Source organism: Acidovorax sp. ST3 (assembly GCF_003231145.1).
GTDB lineage: Bacteria > Pseudomonadota > Gammaproteobacteria > Burkholderiales > Burkholderiaceae_C > Acidovorax.
On the sequence record NZ_QKVP01000004.1, the window covers coordinates 656,447 to 671,273 of the forward strand.

Below are 14,827 nucleotides of genomic sequence, written 5' to 3' on the forward strand. Positions count from 1 at the left end.
AAGATGAAGCCCGAAAACATCATCGAATGCATGAGCAAATTCGATGGATCGCAGCTGGACGGGCACCTGCTGAAGCTGCTGCTGGCAGTGCTGGAGACGGGCAGCATCACGGCAGCGGCCGAGCGCCTGGGCGTCACCCAGTCGGCCGTGAGCCATCTGCTCGACAAGCTGCGCGCCATCACCGGCGACCCCCTGTTTGTGAAGCGCGGGCGCGGCATCGTGCCCACTGCCCGCGCCGAGGCCCTGGCCCAGCCTGCGCGCGACATGCTGCACCAGATGCAGCTCTTTGCCCAAGGAGCCGCGTTTGACCCGCTGCATTGGCAGACCGAGCTGACCATTGCGGCCAACGATTTTCAGCGCGATCTGCTGCTGCCCGCGCTGGCCGCGCGCCTGCGCAGCGCGGCACCGGGCGTCACGCTGCGCATCGTGCCCAGCGGGGCGCCCAGCGCCGAACTGCTGCGCTCGGACGCATGCCAGCTCGTCATCAGCCCCCGCCCGCCGGAGGGCAGCGACATCGTGCAAAAGCGCTTGTTGGAGGATCAATACCGCGTTTTCTACGACCCCGCCGTGCGCAGCGCTCCGCTGTCAGAGGCCGAGTACCTGGCCGCAGACCACGCCACCGTGGCTTACGAGGCGCGCCGGGGGCTGGAGCTGGACCAGCTGCTGGAGGCGCGCGGCATTCGCCGTCGCATGGTGGTGCGTGTGCCGGGTTTTGCGGCCCTGCCCGCGTTCGTGCGGGGGACTGCGCTGCTCACCACCGCTCCATCGCTGATGGGGCGCACCGCATTGGCGGCGCTGGCGCATGTGCCGGTGCCAGTGGCTTGCCCCAGCCTGCCCATGTACCTGATCTGGCATGTGCGCTATCAGCAGGACGCGGCGCACCGCTGGTTGCGGGCACAACTGCAGGAAGTGTTGGCGGAGGTGTTGCCGCCGGGCAGTGGCGCACCGACTTCTGCGTCAGTCGCGCTGCCGTGACAGCGCTTGCCGCAGCCGCCGCGCGGCCCGCTCCCGCAGCGAGGGCGCGGGGCGCGCTGCAGGTCGCGGGTGGGCTTTGGCTTGTTCGCAAGCCGCCAGAAAGTCATTCAGGATGGCCGTGTCGTCCAGCGTGTCCGAGCCCTGCTTGTGAAACTCCGGGTGCCATTGTGTGGCCGCGATGTAACCACGCCCTGGCGCGGGCTTGAGGCGAATCGCCTCGGGTACGCCATCGGGTTCGCTCAGGGCCTCGACCACGAACTCCGGCGCCACGCGCTTGATGCCCTGGTGGTGGATGCTGTTGACCCGGGCGCGTGGCATGTTGGGGTACAGCTTGGCCAGGTGCGAGTCCGGCAGGATCTGGATGTCGTGGAAGTGCTGGTCGTAGGTGGTGGCGTTGCGGTGCTGCTGCGCGCCGGGGTGCTGGGTCTCGATGTCCTGGTACAGCGCGCCGCCAAAGGCCACGTTGATGAGCTGCAGGCCCCGGCACACGCCAAAGATGGGCTTGCCCACCTGGGCAAAGGCTTTGACCACAGCCAGGTCGTACAGGTCGCGCACACGGTCGCCCACCCACTCCTCGCGCAAGGGCTCCTCGCCATAGTTGCCCGGCCACACGTCGGCACCGCCGTGCATCACGATGCCGTCCAGCCATTCGGCGTAGTGGTCGAGCGTCACGTCGCCACGCGCGGTCTCGCCCGTGGGGCACGGCACCATCACCACCATCGCACCGGCCGACATCAGCCAGTGGGCGATGGACTGCTCGACATATTGCAGCGTCTTGCCCGTGAACAGCGGGCGTGCAGGGTCGGCGTGTTGAAAGCAGGCGGACAGGCCAATCTTGAGGCGGGGGGCAGCAGGCATGGGGGAAAGCTCCGGGCAGCGCTTGTGCGCGTCATTTCTGCAGTTGTAGCACTGCGCCCCCTGTGGCGTCTGTAGGAAAGGGCCGTGCGGAGCCGCGCGTCGCCTCCATGGGTTGGCGGGGTGCGCAAAGCGTCACAACCTGCAACGAAATGTGGCTTTCTTCATGAAATGTGTCCGCATCGCGCTGGGGTGACGGCGGATTTTGTGAGGGTGCTGGCCATAATTTCGGCTCACCCGGTGCCAGGGAGGGGCGCCGGGTGGCGCGATGCACGCCTTCCCCGAAAGCAGAAAAAATGCCCCATCCAACATTCCGTTTGTCCGCCTTGGCCGCGCTGGTGGCCGCGACAGCCGCCGCCTGTCCGCTGCTGGCCCAGGCCACCGTGCCCGCTGGTGCCGCGGCCGAGATCATCAGCCTGCAAGGTACCGGTGACCAGCGTGCGGCCTCCGCGGCCGACTGGGGTCCTGCCAAGCTGGCCCAGGCCCTGGTCCAGGGCGACTTTGTGCGCACGCGGCAGGCCGCCAAGATGGCGCTGCTGTTTGCGGACGACACCCAGCTGCGCCTGCACCAGAACACGGTGCTGCAGGTCAAGGGCGTGGCCACTCCGGCGCAGCCGGTGACCACCTTGCTGCTCAATGCCGGCCGTGCGTGGACCCAGACCAAGCGCGCCGACGGCAGCCGCCTGAACCTGGAGACACCGGCTGCGACGGCGGCCATCCGGGGTACCGATTGGGACATCAGTGTGGAGGACGACGGCCGCACGCTGATCACCGTACTCTCGGGCACGGTGGAGTTTTCCAACGCGCAGGGCTCGGTGTCGGTCGGCGCCAACGAAGCGGCGCTGGCCGAAGTGGGCAAGGCCCCGGTCAAGCTGGTGCTGAGCCAGCCGCGTGACCGCATCCAGTGGGTCAATGCATTGCGCGCCGACCCGGTGCCCCACCTGTCGGCTGAGTCCGTGCCTGCAGCACTGGTGCCCGTGCGGGATGCCCTGGCGGCGCGCGACCTCGCCGCGGCACGTGCGGCGCTGGCGCAGGCGCGCACCACGGCCGCACCCGCATGGGTGGATGTGTTCGATGCCGCCGTGGCCCTGCAGGCGGGCGACCTGCTGGCCGCGCGCGGATTGCTGGCACGGCAGGTGGCTGCCGCCGACGCCGCGCCGCTGCCCGCGTGGCTCATGCAGTCCGACGTGCAGCTCATGGAGGGCGAAGGAGCTGCTGCGGCCGACACGCTGCGCGCTGCGCTCCAGCGCTGGCCCGCCCACCCGGCGCTGGTGGCGCAGCTGGCGCGGGTGCAGATATTGAGCGACCGGGTGGATGAAGCGGCTGCCACTCTGGCCCCCGCGCAAGGCACGGCCCACGCAGACCTGGCGCTGGTCCGCGCCGAGCTGGCCCGGCGCCGGGGCGATGCGCCCGGCACGCTGGCGGCCTATGCCGAGGCCCAGACGCTCGCACCGGGCGATGCACGCGCCTGGCAAGGCCTGGGCAGCGCCCACGCCGAGCGCGAAGACCCGCGCCCCGCCCGCGAGAACCTGCGGCGTGCGCTGCAGCTGTCGCCGCAATCGCCCGGTGCCTGGGGCGAGCTGGGCACGCTAGAAACCTTTGTGAACCAGTTCACCGAGGCGGGCCAGGCCTTTGCCACCGCGCTGGGCGACAACCCGGCGGACTACGTTGCGCTCACGGGCCAGGGCTTGCTGCACCTCAAGCAAGGGCAGCCGGATGCCGCGCTGGATGCGTTCTTGCGGGCGGGTGTCATGGAGCCCCGCTATGCCCGCGCCAAGACCTGGACCGCCGTGGCCTACTACCAGCTGGGCCGCCACCAGGATGCGCTGACCACCTTGCAGCAGGCGACCGTGCTGGACGACAAGGACCCGGTGCCCTACATGCTGCTGGCGCAGATCCACACCGATCTGTTCCAGCCCGGCGAAGCGGTGGAGGCGGCGCGCGCAGCCGTGGCGCGCATGCCTTATCTCAAGTCGCTCAACCAGGTGGCCAATGACCAGAAGGGCAGTGCCAACCTGGGCGCATCGCTGGCGTTTTTTGGCATGGAAGACTGGGCGCTGGAGATGGCGCAGCAAAGTTTTTATCCCTACTGGGGCGGCAGCCATCTGTTCATGGCGGACCGCTATGCGGGCGAGTTCAACAAGAACTCGGCGCTGTTTCAGGGCTTTCTGACCGACCCCATGGCATTTGGCGGCAGCCAGCGTTTTTCGCCGCTGCTGCAGCAGCCCGGCAGCCATGGATCGGTGGGCGTGACACTGGACCGCGAGTTCTACCGCATGCGTGCGCCAGCCGTCACCCTCAATGGACTGGACAACAGCCATGTGCCGGTGTCATGGTTCTTCAAGGCACAGACGGCTTCTGTGACCGACTTTCCGTTTGATCTGCTTAACAATCAGGCTCCGGCAGTGCGCGGAGGCTATGGTGATCTGCGGGGCCGTGCGATGACCGCAGGGGTCGGCATGCAGCCCACCGAGCGCATCAACTTGTTTGCCTATGTCAACCAGTTCGATGCCCGCATGCGCAGCCAAAACCTGTTCGAAACATCTTTCGACAACACGAACACCCAGGGCGCACTAGGAATGGCGTACCGGTGGGGCCCCACGGAGCAGACGTGGCTGAAGGTGGGACGCAGCGTGCAAAAGCTCACTCTGCAGCGATATCCCACTGTGTTTATCGAGCCGCCCTTTGTGACGCTGATGGGCGTGGGGAGCGAGCCCAAGAAGCAGTTCAACGATCTGCAAATTCGCCACACCGTGGACACCGCCCCAGGCAGTCGTTGGAGTGCGACGTTGGAGCATGTGAGGGAGCGTCAGAACAACCTGATCGACGGTGTGGCCGCTGTAGGTGCGGATATTCCGGGAGTCGGTCCCTACCGGGATGTGCTGGCGGTGGCAGGGTACAACCATGTGGATCGCCGCTACACCGGCCTCACCCTGGCCACCACGCAGCGTCTGGACCCAGCGTTGACCTTGGACGCCGCGCTGGGGCTGCAGCAAATCCGCCACCGCGTGGATGGCCTCACGCAGAGCTATCTGGTGGGGCTGGATGCCCTGAGCGAAGACCAGGCCCGCCGCGCGGACACCGAGCGCGTGGTCACGCCGCGCCTAGGCGCTGTGTGGCAGCCTGCAGCGGGCACCACGCTGCGCGTGGCGTACCAGGACTGGCTGCGGCCCCTGAGCGTCTCCACCCTCGCCAGCGTGGAAACCGCAGGCATTCCCGTCGAAGACCGGCTGGTCGAAGCCGGTGGCCGCCACAAACGCACGGTGGCGCAGCTGGGCATGGAGGTGGGCGCCAACACCTTCGTGGGCCTGCGGGCCGACCATCTGCGGGTGAACAACCCCGGCATCGTGGGCGTGGATTTGCGCACCCCCAGCCTGCCGTTCCTCGAGGAGATGCGCAATGCGCAGTTGGTCAACCTGTCCACCAGCGACCTGCTCGAAGACACGCCAAGCTTTGAGCGGGGCACGCTGCAGACCCTGGGTGGCACCGTCAACCACATGTTCAGCCGCCGCTGGTCGGGCTACGCCAAGTACCTGTACCAGCACAGCGAAAGCCGCACGCTCGATGGGGGTGCCGAGGTGGTGGGGCGCATACCCTACATTCCGCGCCACACCGTCGCGCTGGGCGCCACCTGGGCCAGCGCCCAGCGGCTGTACCTGAGCGCGCGTGCGGTGTACCGCTCGGAGCGGTTTGAGGACAAGGAGAACCTCACGCGCCGCGCGCCGGGCTGGGGGGTGGACCTGATGGGCTTCTGGGAAACGCAGGACAAGCGCTGGGTGGTGGGCGTTGCGGCCTTGAACCTGTGGGCGCCCAAGTCCGACCGGCAAAAAGCCCGCTATGTCCTGGATGCGCGCTACCGCTTCTGATCGGGCAGCAATGCCGCAGGTCCGGCAGCGCCAGCGGTGGCTCTCGCTGGCGGCGGGCGTGCTCGCGCTGCTGCTGGTGGGGGTCGCCACGCTCAGCCGCACCTGGCACGTGCTGGAGTTCAAGACCTTTGACATGATGACGGCGCTGGCGGCCCCCCACCGCACGACGGCGCCGGCGGTGGTTCTCGCGATCGACGAGCCCACGTTTCAGGAGCTGCAGCAGACCTGGCCGTTTCCGCGCAGCGTGCATGCGGCGCTGCTGGAGCGGCTGCGCGCCGACGGCGCCCTGGCCGTGGGGCTGGACATTGTTTTTGCCGACCCCACCACCGAGGCCGAGGACGCCGCACTGGACCGCGCCATTGCCCAGGCGGGGCAAGGCTTCCCCGTGGTCCTGGCCTCGACCCGCGAAAAGATCGACAGCGCCAATGCCGCGCTGTGGATGGACATTCAGCCGCTGCAGCGGCTTCTGGATGCGGGCGCCGCTGCGGGCGATGCCGGGGTGGAGCCGGACGACGACTTTGTGGTGCGCCGCGCCCCCGCCGCGCGCGAGGGCTTCGCACTGCGGCTGGCCCAGCGTGCGGCCGAGGCCCGTGGCCAGGCGCCCCTGCTGCACCACTTCGACTGGATCGGCTACCGGGGGCCGCGCGGCACGTTTGACACCCGCTCGTACTACCAGGCGCTGGAGCCGGGGCTGCTGCCTGCGGGGTTCTTCAAGGGCAAGATCGTGCTGGTGGGGCGCTCGGCGCGCACGGCCACCGAGCTGTCGCACTCGCAGGCCGACCTGTTCAACTCGCCGTTTGGCACATCAGGTGGTGAGCGGCTGTTTCCAGGGGTAGAGCTGCAGGCCACGCTGCTGGACAACTATCTCACCGGCGGCGGGCTGCGCAGCGTGTCAGACGCGTGGACCCTGGCCATCACCGTGTTGCTGCTGCCAGTGCTGCTGTGGGCCAGCCGACGGCTGCACCCGGCGGGCGCGGCGGCGCTGACGGCAGCGCTGGTGGTAGCCATGGGCGCCGTGTCGTGGGTGCTGTTTGCCGGCCTGCGCCTGTGGTGGCCGCCGCTGCTGCCTGCGGTGGCGGCGGTTGCCATCTATGGAGCGGCCGCGCTGGTGGGCTATGCCGTGGTGCGCCAACGCGCGCGCCAGACGCGCGCGATGTTTGCGCAGTACGTGCCACCTGCGGTGGTCTCGCGCCTCATTGCGCAGCCCGAGCTGATGCGCCTGGGGGGCGAGGCGCGCGAGGTCACGCTCATGTTTACCGACCTGGCCAACTTCACCACACTGTCCGAGCAGCTCAGTGCCGAGCAGACGGTGGAGGTGCTCACCGGCTACTTCAACGCCATGACACCCATCGTGCACGCCACGGGTGGCACGGTCGACAAGTTCATCGGCGACGCGGTGATGGCCTTCTGGGGCGCGCCGCTGGACGACCCCCAGCATGCTGAACACGCGGTGGCCGCCGCCGTCGCCATGCAGCAGGCCATGCAGGCGCTGGTGGCCGACCTGCGTGCGCGCGGCCTGCCGCCCATCCACATGCGCATCGGGCTGCACACGGGGCGCGTGGTGGTGGGCAATGTGGGCTCGGACCAGCGCTTTTCGTACACGGCGATTGGTGACGCAGTGAACCTGGCGGCACGGCTGGAGGGCGCTAACAAAGCCTTTGGCACCGGCATCCTGCTGTCGGCCGCCACTGCAGCGCAGCTGCCGCCCACGGTGGCGTTGCGCGCGCTGGACGATGTGATCGTCAAGGGCAAGACCGAGCCCGTGCGCGTGTTCACGCCCTGCGACGACGCCACGGTGCGCGATGCCTGCAGCGCAGCGCTGGCCGCCTTCCATGCGCGCGACTGGACCGGCGTCGAGGCGCAATTGGCGCAGGTGCTGGAGCGGCTGCCCGGCGACCCGGCCGCCACCCGCCTGCTGGAGCGCGTGGCCGAGGCGCGGGCGCTGCCCGCCGAGGCCCCCTGGCAACCCGCCGTGGCGCTGGACAAGCTGTAAACATCCTTTGACATGTGTTTACCGGGGATATGGATGCCGGTGCCATGATGGGGCCTTCGCAACTTCATCAGGAAGGACCCTCCCCATGCAAGTACAAGTCAACACCGATGACCACATCCACGGCGGCGATTCCCTGGCCCGCTGGATCACGGACGAGTGCAAGAGCCGGCTGTCGCGCTTTCAGGACCATGTGACACGGCTGGAGGTTTTTCTGACCGACCTGGATGCCGGCAAGTCGGGCGCCAATGACAAGCGCTGCCGCATCGAGGCCCGCGTCACCGGCCGCCAGCCTGTGACCGTGACCGATGAAGCCGACAAGATGGCCAATGCCTTCATCGGCGCGGCCGACAAACTGGCCCGCGCCCTCGACACCGACCTGGGCCGCGTGAAAGACCGCAATGGCCGCGAGACCATCCGCGCAGCGGCTGCGGAACAGGAATAGTCAGATTATTCAAGCCGAATTGGCTTCAAGCGCATGATTCATATGCGCTGGTAGCTATCAATTCAGGAGTGAATGAAAAGGCGCTGCAGCCCAAAGCCTGCAGCGCCTTTTTGCTGGACTGGGGCTGTTGGCGCCTACAGATCCAGCACCAGCAGCTTGCTGCGCGCGCGCGAGCAGCACGGCATGAACTGCTCGTTGGCGGCCTTTTCCTCATCGGTCAGGTACATGTCGCGGTGGTCCACCTCGCCCTCCAGCACGCGCGTGAGGCAGGTGCCACACACGCCCTGCTCGCACGAGGTCAGGATGTCGATACCCTCTTTGCGCAGCGCTTCCACCACCGACACATCGGGCGCAATGGGGTAGACCTTGCCCGTGCTGGCAATGCGCACCTCAAAGCCCTGGTCGCCCGAGGTGTCCTGCGCCGGGGCGCCAAAGTATTCCAGGTGGATGTGGTCCTGCGCCCAGCCCAAGGCCTTGGCGGTGGTCACCACATGGTCGATGAAGCCTGCCGGGCCGCACACATACAGCCGCTTGTCGGCGCTGGGGGCTGCCACCACGGCGGCGGTGTCCAGCTTCTGCTCGGGGGCGCCTGCATCGAAGTGGAAGTGGGCGTGGGGCGCAATCGCCGATGCAGCAATTTCGGCGGCAAACGCCGTGCGTTCGGCAGAGCGGGTGCAGTAGTGCAGCGCAAAGTCGGCACCGGTGCGCGCCAGCCGGTCGGCCATGCACAGCAGCGGCGTCACGCCAATGCCGCCTGCCAGCAGCAGCGTGCGCTGTGCAGGGTGCAGCGCAAAGTGGTTGCGCGGCGTGCTGATGGTGATCACATCGCCCTCGTGCACGCTGTCGTGCATGGCTGCGGAGCCGCCGCGCGATGCCGGGTCGCGCAACACGGCGATGCGGTAGCGGTGCGACTCGTGGGAGGCATTGCACAGCGAGTATTGGCGCACCAGGCCATTGGGAAGATGCACATCGATGTGCGAGCCCGCGCTGAACGGAGGCAGTGCGGCGCCGTCCAGCCGCGCCAGCTCATAGCTGGCGATGCCCTCGGCTTCGGGCTGCTTCTTGACGACGCGGACCTGCAGGGTCTCCTGCGCGGTCATGCGGCCACCGCCTGGGCTGCGGCCGGTGCACGCTCGGCGGCCAGCAAGCGGTCCAGAATCTTGCGCGACTGCACGCCGCCCGCGTCGATGTTGAGCATGAGCAGCTTGCGGTCGGGGTAACGCAGCAGGTTCTCCTGCTGCAGTTCCAGCATCTGCTGGTCTTCGGCAAAGATCTTGCCCTGGCCGTCGCGGATCTGGGTGGTGAGCGACGGGTCCTGCGGCTTGAAGTTGCGCGCCATGCCCCAGAAGTAGTGGATCGACGTTTCGGTCTCGGGCGTGATGAAGTCCACCACGATGCTCGATGCCTTCTTGTCGGCCGGTGCGTTGTAGCCGCCGTGGCCGGCCAGCGCCACGCCCACCTCGATCAGCACATGGCTGGGGGGCGTGAAGTGGCAGATCTGCCAGCGGTCCACCAGCTGGTCGTCGGGCAGGCCGTTCATGCGCAGCGCCATCTTCCAGAACGGGGGGGCTTCAATGCCTTCCATGAAGCGGCTGGTGATCACCTCGTCGCCCTCCACGCGGGTCTTGCAGGGCACCTCGTCGATTTCCTTCTGGCCGATGCTGGTGGAGTGCACATAGGTCTCGTGCGTCAGGTCCATCAGGTTGTCGATCATCAGGCGGTAGTCGCAGGCAATTTGGTACAGCCCGCCGCCATAGGCCCATTCGGGGTTGTTGGCCCAGGGCAGGTGGTGAATGGTGGCGGGGTCGGCCTTGTCGGCGTCGCCGGGCCACACCCAGATGAAGCCGTAGCGCTCCACCACCGGAAAGCTGCGTGCCTTGGGGAACCCTTGGACGCGCTGGCCGGGCATGGACACCGACTTGCCCGTGCATTCCACCCGCAGGCCGTGGTAGCCGCATTGCAGGTGGCCTTCGCACACCGTGCCCAGCGACAGCGGAGCGCCCCGGTGGGGGCAGAAGTCGTCCAGCGCGGCGACCTGATCGGGCGCGGGACGGTAGAACACGATCTTCTCGCCGCAGATGGTGCGGCCCAGGGGTTTGTCCGCGATCTCGTCGGGCGTGCAGGCTACGTACCAGGCGTTCTTGGGATACATGGTTGTCTCTCTCCGTGGGTGGAAGGTGTTGTCGCAGTCTTGGTATACAGCCCGGGTGCGGATCGCGGCTGGCGTAGCGCAATTGTGCGGAAAAGCCGATTTTATGTATACATAAGAAAGCCGTAAAACAGCTATCTCAGTTCTTTATATCTCGTAAGCTGTTGTTTTGTAATGGCGCTCAACGAGAGTGAGTGGAAGTTGTCCTGATTTCTGTATACATTCTGGTGGCTGAATTCAATCCATCACCCGCCATGAACCTGTCCGACTCCCTGACCATCGCTCCACCGGCCGAGGCTGCCGAGGCGGGAGCCTCGCAGGCCGTCAAGGCGCAACTGCGCCTGCGCGAGATGATCCTGGCGGGCGAGTTGCCCGGCGGTGCCCGCATTGCCGAGCTGACGCTCGTCGAGAAGCTGGGCGTATCGCGCACGCCCATCCGCGCCGCGCTGATGCGGCTGGATCAGGAGGGGCTGCTGCACCGGCTGCCCGGTGGCGGCTACGCCGTGCGCACGTTCTCTGAAACCGATGTGGCCGATGCCATTGAGCTGCGCGGGACCATGGAAGGCCTGGCCGCGCGCCTGGCGGCCGAGCGGGGCGTGGCCCCCGCGCTGCTGGCCGAGGCCCATGCGTGCCTGGACGCCATCGACGCCACGCTGGCCCCTTCCACGCTGGATGACGAGGGTTTCTCACGCTATGTGGAGCTGAATGCGCGGTTCCACCTGCTGCTCAGCCGCATGGTGGGCAGCGACGTGGTGGCGCGCGAGCTGGACCGCGTCAAGGGCCTGCCGTTTGCGTCGCCCTCGGCGTTTGTGGTGGTGCAGACGCATTCGGCCCAGGCGCGCGACATGCTGGTGGTGGCGCAAGACCAGCACCGCCAGGCGCTCGACGCCATCGAGCGGCGCGAAGGCGCGCGGGCCGAGGCCATCTTGCGCGAGCACTCGCGCATCACCCGGCGCAACCTGCTGGCGGCGGTGCAGGCGTCGCAGGTGCAGGGCTTGCCCGGTGTACAGCTGATCCGCGAGCGGGCATAACGGCCAGTGCAAGCTTCTAGGGTGTCTTGAGTTATTGCATTTGGTAATACCTGAATGCTTGAATTTGCGCTTGTGAAATAACCCAGCCCGCGCCAAACTCCTGCCAGCATTTTCTGTATACAACGACTTTCCACAGGAGACAACGATGCAAAAACGCCACCTTCTTCGTGCCTCGGCCGCTGCCGCCATTGCGCTCTCCACCGGTCTGGCCGTGCTGCCCGCCGTGGCGCAGGACAACGTGTTCAAGATCGGCCTGATCCTGCCCATGACCGGCCAGCAAGCCACCACCGGCCGCCAGATCGAAGCCGCAGCGCGCCTGTACATGGCCCAGAACGGCGATACGGTGGCCGGCAAGAAGGTGCAGCTGATCATCAAGGACGACACCAGCCTGCCCGACGTGACCCGTCGCCTGGCCCAGGAGCTGGTCGTCAACGAAAAGGTCAACGTGCTGGCTGGCATGGGCATCACGCCCTCGGCCATGGCCACCGCCCCGCTGGCCACGCAGTCCAAGACACCCCTGGTGGTGATGGCCGCCGCCACCTCCAGCATCACCGAGGCATCGCCCTACGTGGTGCGCACCAGCTTCACGCTGCCGCAAGTCTCTGTGGCCTTGGCCGACTGGGCCCCCAAGAACGGCATCAAAAAGGTGGTCACGCTGGTGAGCGACTACGGCCCCGGCATCGATGCCGAAAAGTTCTTCAACCAGCGCCTCACTTTCAACGGCGGTCAGGTGACCGAAGCCCTGCGCGTGCCGCTGCGCAACCCCGACTTCGCCCCCTTCCTGCAGAAGGTGCGTGACGCCAAGCCGGATGCGCTGTTCGTCTTTGTGCCCTCGGGCGCGGGCGCTGCGGTGATGAAGCAGTTCCTGGAGCGCGGCATGGACAAGGCCGGCATCAAGCTCATCGGCACCGGCGACGTGACGGATGACGATCAACTGAACGACATGGGCGACGGCGCGCTGGGCGTGGTCACCTCGCACCACTACTCGGCCGCGCACCCCTCGCCCATGAACAAGAAGTTTGTGGAAGCCTTCGAGAAGGCCAACAAGGGCCTGCGCCCCAACTTCATGGCCGTGGGCGGCTACGACGGCATGCGCGTGATTTACGAAGCGCTCAAGACCACCAAGGGTGCCGGCGGCGGCGACGCCCTGTTGGCCGCCATGAAGGGCCAGATCTTCGAGAGCCCGCGCGGAAAGGTGTTCATCGACGCGCAGACCCGCGACATCGTGCAGGACGTGTACCTGCGCAAGGTGGAGCGTGTGAACGGCCAGCTGTACAACGTGGAGTTCGACGTGATCAAGGACGTCAAGGACCCCGGCAAAACTAAATAAGCCCCCCTGAGCCGCGACCCGCTCGGTGTGTCCGCCAGATGCGGCCACTCTTCGTTGCCGTCCAAGCCTGCGCAGGCAGGCTCGGAGCCGCGGCACTCAGCCCCCAAGGGGGACGCCGCCAGCGCGGCGGGGCGGCCCTTGCGCGGCGGCCGCTGGTCTGGGCCGCGCCAGTATTTACGGGCAGACTCCCTCTCGATCCGTTCGGGCTGAGCCTGTCGAAACCGGGGGCCGCAGGTTGAACGTCCGGCTTTGGTGATTCGTCGCACTTCCACAGCCCTGAGCAGGGTGGTGCACTTTTGTCTTCAATGAAGTGATTTCATGCTGACCATTCTTTTCGACGGCGTTGCCTACGGCATGCTGCTGTTCATCCTGGCAGTAGGCCTGGCCGTGACCATGGGGCTGATGAACTTCATCAACCTCGCGCACGGGGCCTTTGCCATGGCGGGGGGCTACATCACCGTGCTGCTCATGCAGCGGCTGGATGTGCCCTTCCTCGTCTGCCTGCCCATCGCCTTTGTCGGTACGGCCGTGCTGGGCGGCGTGCTGGAGCGCACGCTGTACCGCCCGCTGTACCACAAGGCCCACCTGGACCAAGTGCTGTTCTCCATTGGCCTAGTGTTCATGGCCGTGGCCAGCGTGGACTACTTTGTGGGCTCCACGCAGCAGATCATGCAGCTGCCTGAATGGCTCAAGGGCCGTACCGAGATCGGCACCGGTGCCCTCATGCTGGGCATGGGGCACTACCGCCTGTTCATCATCGCGGTGTGCGCTGCGCTCACCGTGGGCCTGCAATATGTGCTCACCAAGACCCGCTTCGGCAGCCGCCTGCGCGCCAGTGTGGACGACCAGCGCGTGGCCGCTGGCATGGGCATCAACGTGAACATCGTGTTTTTGTCCACCTTCGCTTTCGGGTCTGGCCTCGCTGGCCTGGGCGGTGCGCTGGGCGCGGAGGTGCTGGGTCTCGACCCGAGCTTCCCGCTCAAGTTCATGATCTACTTTTTGATCGTGGTGGCGGTGGGCGGCACCTCGTCCATCACCGGCCCGCTGCTGGCCGCGCTGCTGCTCGGCATTGCCGACGTGGCAGGCAAGTACTACATCCCCAAGCTGGGCGCCTTCATTGTGTACAGCCTCATGATCCTGATCCTCATCTGGCGCCCCCAGGGCCTCTTTGTGCGCAAGGGGGGCAAGTGATGTCAAACCTGCAAAACACCTTGCTGCAGGCCCGGCGCTTTCGCTGGTGGGAGCCCGTGCTGTGGCTGCTGGCCTTTGCCGCGCCGCTGGCGCTGCCGAGCCACGCACTCATCATCAACGAGATCGCCATCGTGGCGCTGTTTGCGATTTCGCTGGACCTCATCCTGGGCTACACCGGCATCGTCTCGCTGGGCCATGCGGCTTTCTTCGGGCTGGGCGGCTACGCGGCCGCGCTGTTTGCAAAGCATGTGATGCCCGACCCGCTGGTGGGCCTGGCCGTGGGCATGGGCGCGGCCACCGTGCTGGGCGCCGTGGCGTCGCTCACCATCATGCGCGGCACCGACCTCACGCGCCTCATGGTCACGCTCGGCGTGGGCCTGGTGATGCTGGAGCTGGCCAACAAGCTCGACTGGCTGACCGGCGGTGCTGACGGCCTGCAGGGCGTGATGATGGGCCCCGTGCTCGGCAAGTTCGAATTTGACCTGTATGGCCGCACGGCCGCGTGGTATTCGCTCACCGTGCTGCTGGTGTTCTTCCTGCTGGCCCGCCGCATCGTGCAGTCGCCCTTTGGTGCCACGCTCAAGGCCATTCGCGACAACCGGCTGCGCGCCATGGCCATCGGCATCCCGGTGACGGCCAAGCTGGCGCAGGTGTACACGCTGGCCGCTGCGCTGGCCGGGGCTGCAGGCGCGCTGCTCACGCAGACCACGGGCTTTGCCTCGCTCGATCTGTTCGAGTTCCACCGCTCGGCCGACGTGATGCTGATCCTGGTGATCGGCGGCGTGGGCTGGCTGTATGGCGGGATCCTGGGCGCCATCGGCTTCAAGGTGCTGCAGGACGTGATCTCGTCCATCACGCCGCAGTACTGGACCTTCTGGGTCGGCTTGTTCCTGGTGGTACTGGTGCTGGTAGGGCGCGACCGCCTGTTCCGCCCCTGGACCTGGTTTGGCGCGGGCCGCAAGGCCGGGGCTGCCTCCAACACGGGAGGCCACTGA

Annotated in this window: 11 protein-coding genes; 8 read left to right on the forward strand and 3 right to left on the reverse strand. The window is 67.0% G+C overall.

Annotation, left to right across the window (positions count from 1 at the left end; all coding sequences use genetic code 11):
• Positions 1 to 3 precede the first annotated feature (3 nt).
• Complete coding sequence (locus DNK89_RS15670; protein ID WP_110960843.1) at positions 4 to 975, forward strand: LysR family transcriptional regulator; 972 nt, start codon at positions 4 to 6, stop codon at positions 973 to 975.
• On the opposite strand, the gene DNK89_RS15675 is transcribed toward DNK89_RS15670, so the two are convergent.
• Positions 958 to 1,833 carry a gamma-glutamyl-gamma-aminobutyrate hydrolase family protein gene (locus DNK89_RS15675; protein WP_110960844.1) on the reverse strand — a complete coding sequence of 292 codons (876 nt, stop codon included), beginning with the start codon at positions 1,831 to 1,833 and terminating at the stop codon, positions 958 to 960. The two genes, DNK89_RS15670 and DNK89_RS15675, sit on opposite strands and share 18 nt — an antisense overlap.
• Before the next feature lie 293 nt (positions 1,834 to 2,126).
• Here DNK89_RS15675 and DNK89_RS15680 point away from each other — a divergent pair, with 293 nt between their 5' ends.
• The 3 genes from DNK89_RS15680 (at position 2,127) to DNK89_RS15690 (ending at position 8,131) form a co-directional block, all read left to right on the forward strand.
• Entirely contained in the window at positions 2,127 to 5,696 is a 3,570-nt protein-coding gene (locus DNK89_RS15680; RefSeq protein ID WP_110960845.1) for a TonB-dependent receptor domain-containing protein, read from the forward strand.
• Complete coding sequence (locus DNK89_RS15685; protein WP_110960846.1) at positions 5,668 to 7,689, forward strand: CHASE2 domain-containing protein; 2,022 nt, start codon at positions 5,668 to 5,670, stop codon at positions 7,687 to 7,689. Before DNK89_RS15680 ends, DNK89_RS15685 begins: the two co-directional genes overlap by 29 nt.
• A gap of 85 nt (positions 7,690 to 7,774) precedes the next feature.
• Positions 7,775 to 8,131, forward strand: coding sequence for an HPF/RaiA family ribosome-associated protein (locus tag DNK89_RS15690; RefSeq protein ID WP_015016192.1), 357 nt, complete (start codon positions 7,775 to 7,777; stop codon positions 8,129 to 8,131).
• 134 nt (positions 8,132 to 8,265) lie between these two features.
• Here DNK89_RS15690 and DNK89_RS15695 read toward each other — a convergent pair whose 3' ends face one another.
• The gene (locus DNK89_RS15695) at positions 8,266 to 9,231 is read right to left on the reverse strand and encodes a PDR/VanB family oxidoreductase (RefSeq protein ID WP_110960847.1); all 966 of its coding nucleotides are present in this window, start codon (positions 9,229 to 9,231) and stop codon (positions 8,266 to 8,268) included.
• Positions 9,228 to 10,283, reverse strand: a complete 1,056-nt coding sequence (locus DNK89_RS15700; protein ID WP_110960848.1) for an aromatic ring-hydroxylating dioxygenase subunit alpha — start codon at positions 10,281 to 10,283, stop codon at positions 9,228 to 9,230. The genes DNK89_RS15695 and DNK89_RS15700 overlap by 4 nt, the downstream gene beginning before the upstream one ends.
• 251 nt (positions 10,284 to 10,534) lie before the next feature.
• Between DNK89_RS15700 and DNK89_RS15705 the strand changes: the two genes are divergently transcribed.
• The 4 genes from DNK89_RS15705 (at position 10,535) to DNK89_RS15725 (ending at position 14,827) form a co-directional block, all read left to right on the forward strand.
• The gene (locus tag DNK89_RS15705) at positions 10,535 to 11,311 is read left to right on the forward strand and encodes a GntR family transcriptional regulator (RefSeq protein ID WP_110960849.1); all 777 of its coding nucleotides are present in this window, start codon (positions 10,535 to 10,537) and stop codon (positions 11,309 to 11,311) included.
• 100 nt (positions 11,312 to 11,411) lie between these two features.
• Positions 11,412 to 12,641, forward strand: coding sequence for an ABC transporter substrate-binding protein (locus DNK89_RS15710; protein ID WP_370220929.1), 1,230 nt, complete (start codon positions 11,412 to 11,414; stop codon positions 12,639 to 12,641).
• Between the two features lie 318 nt (positions 12,642 to 12,959).
• Complete coding sequence (locus tag DNK89_RS15720; RefSeq protein ID WP_110960851.1) at positions 12,960 to 13,832, forward strand: branched-chain amino acid ABC transporter permease; 873 nt, start codon at positions 12,960 to 12,962, stop codon at positions 13,830 to 13,832.
• Positions 13,832 to 14,827 (forward strand): branched-chain amino acid ABC transporter permease, encoded by a 996-nt coding sequence (locus DNK89_RS15725; protein WP_110960954.1) that lies wholly within the window; start codon positions 13,832 to 13,834, stop codon positions 14,825 to 14,827. Before DNK89_RS15720 ends, DNK89_RS15725 begins: the two co-directional genes overlap by 1 nt.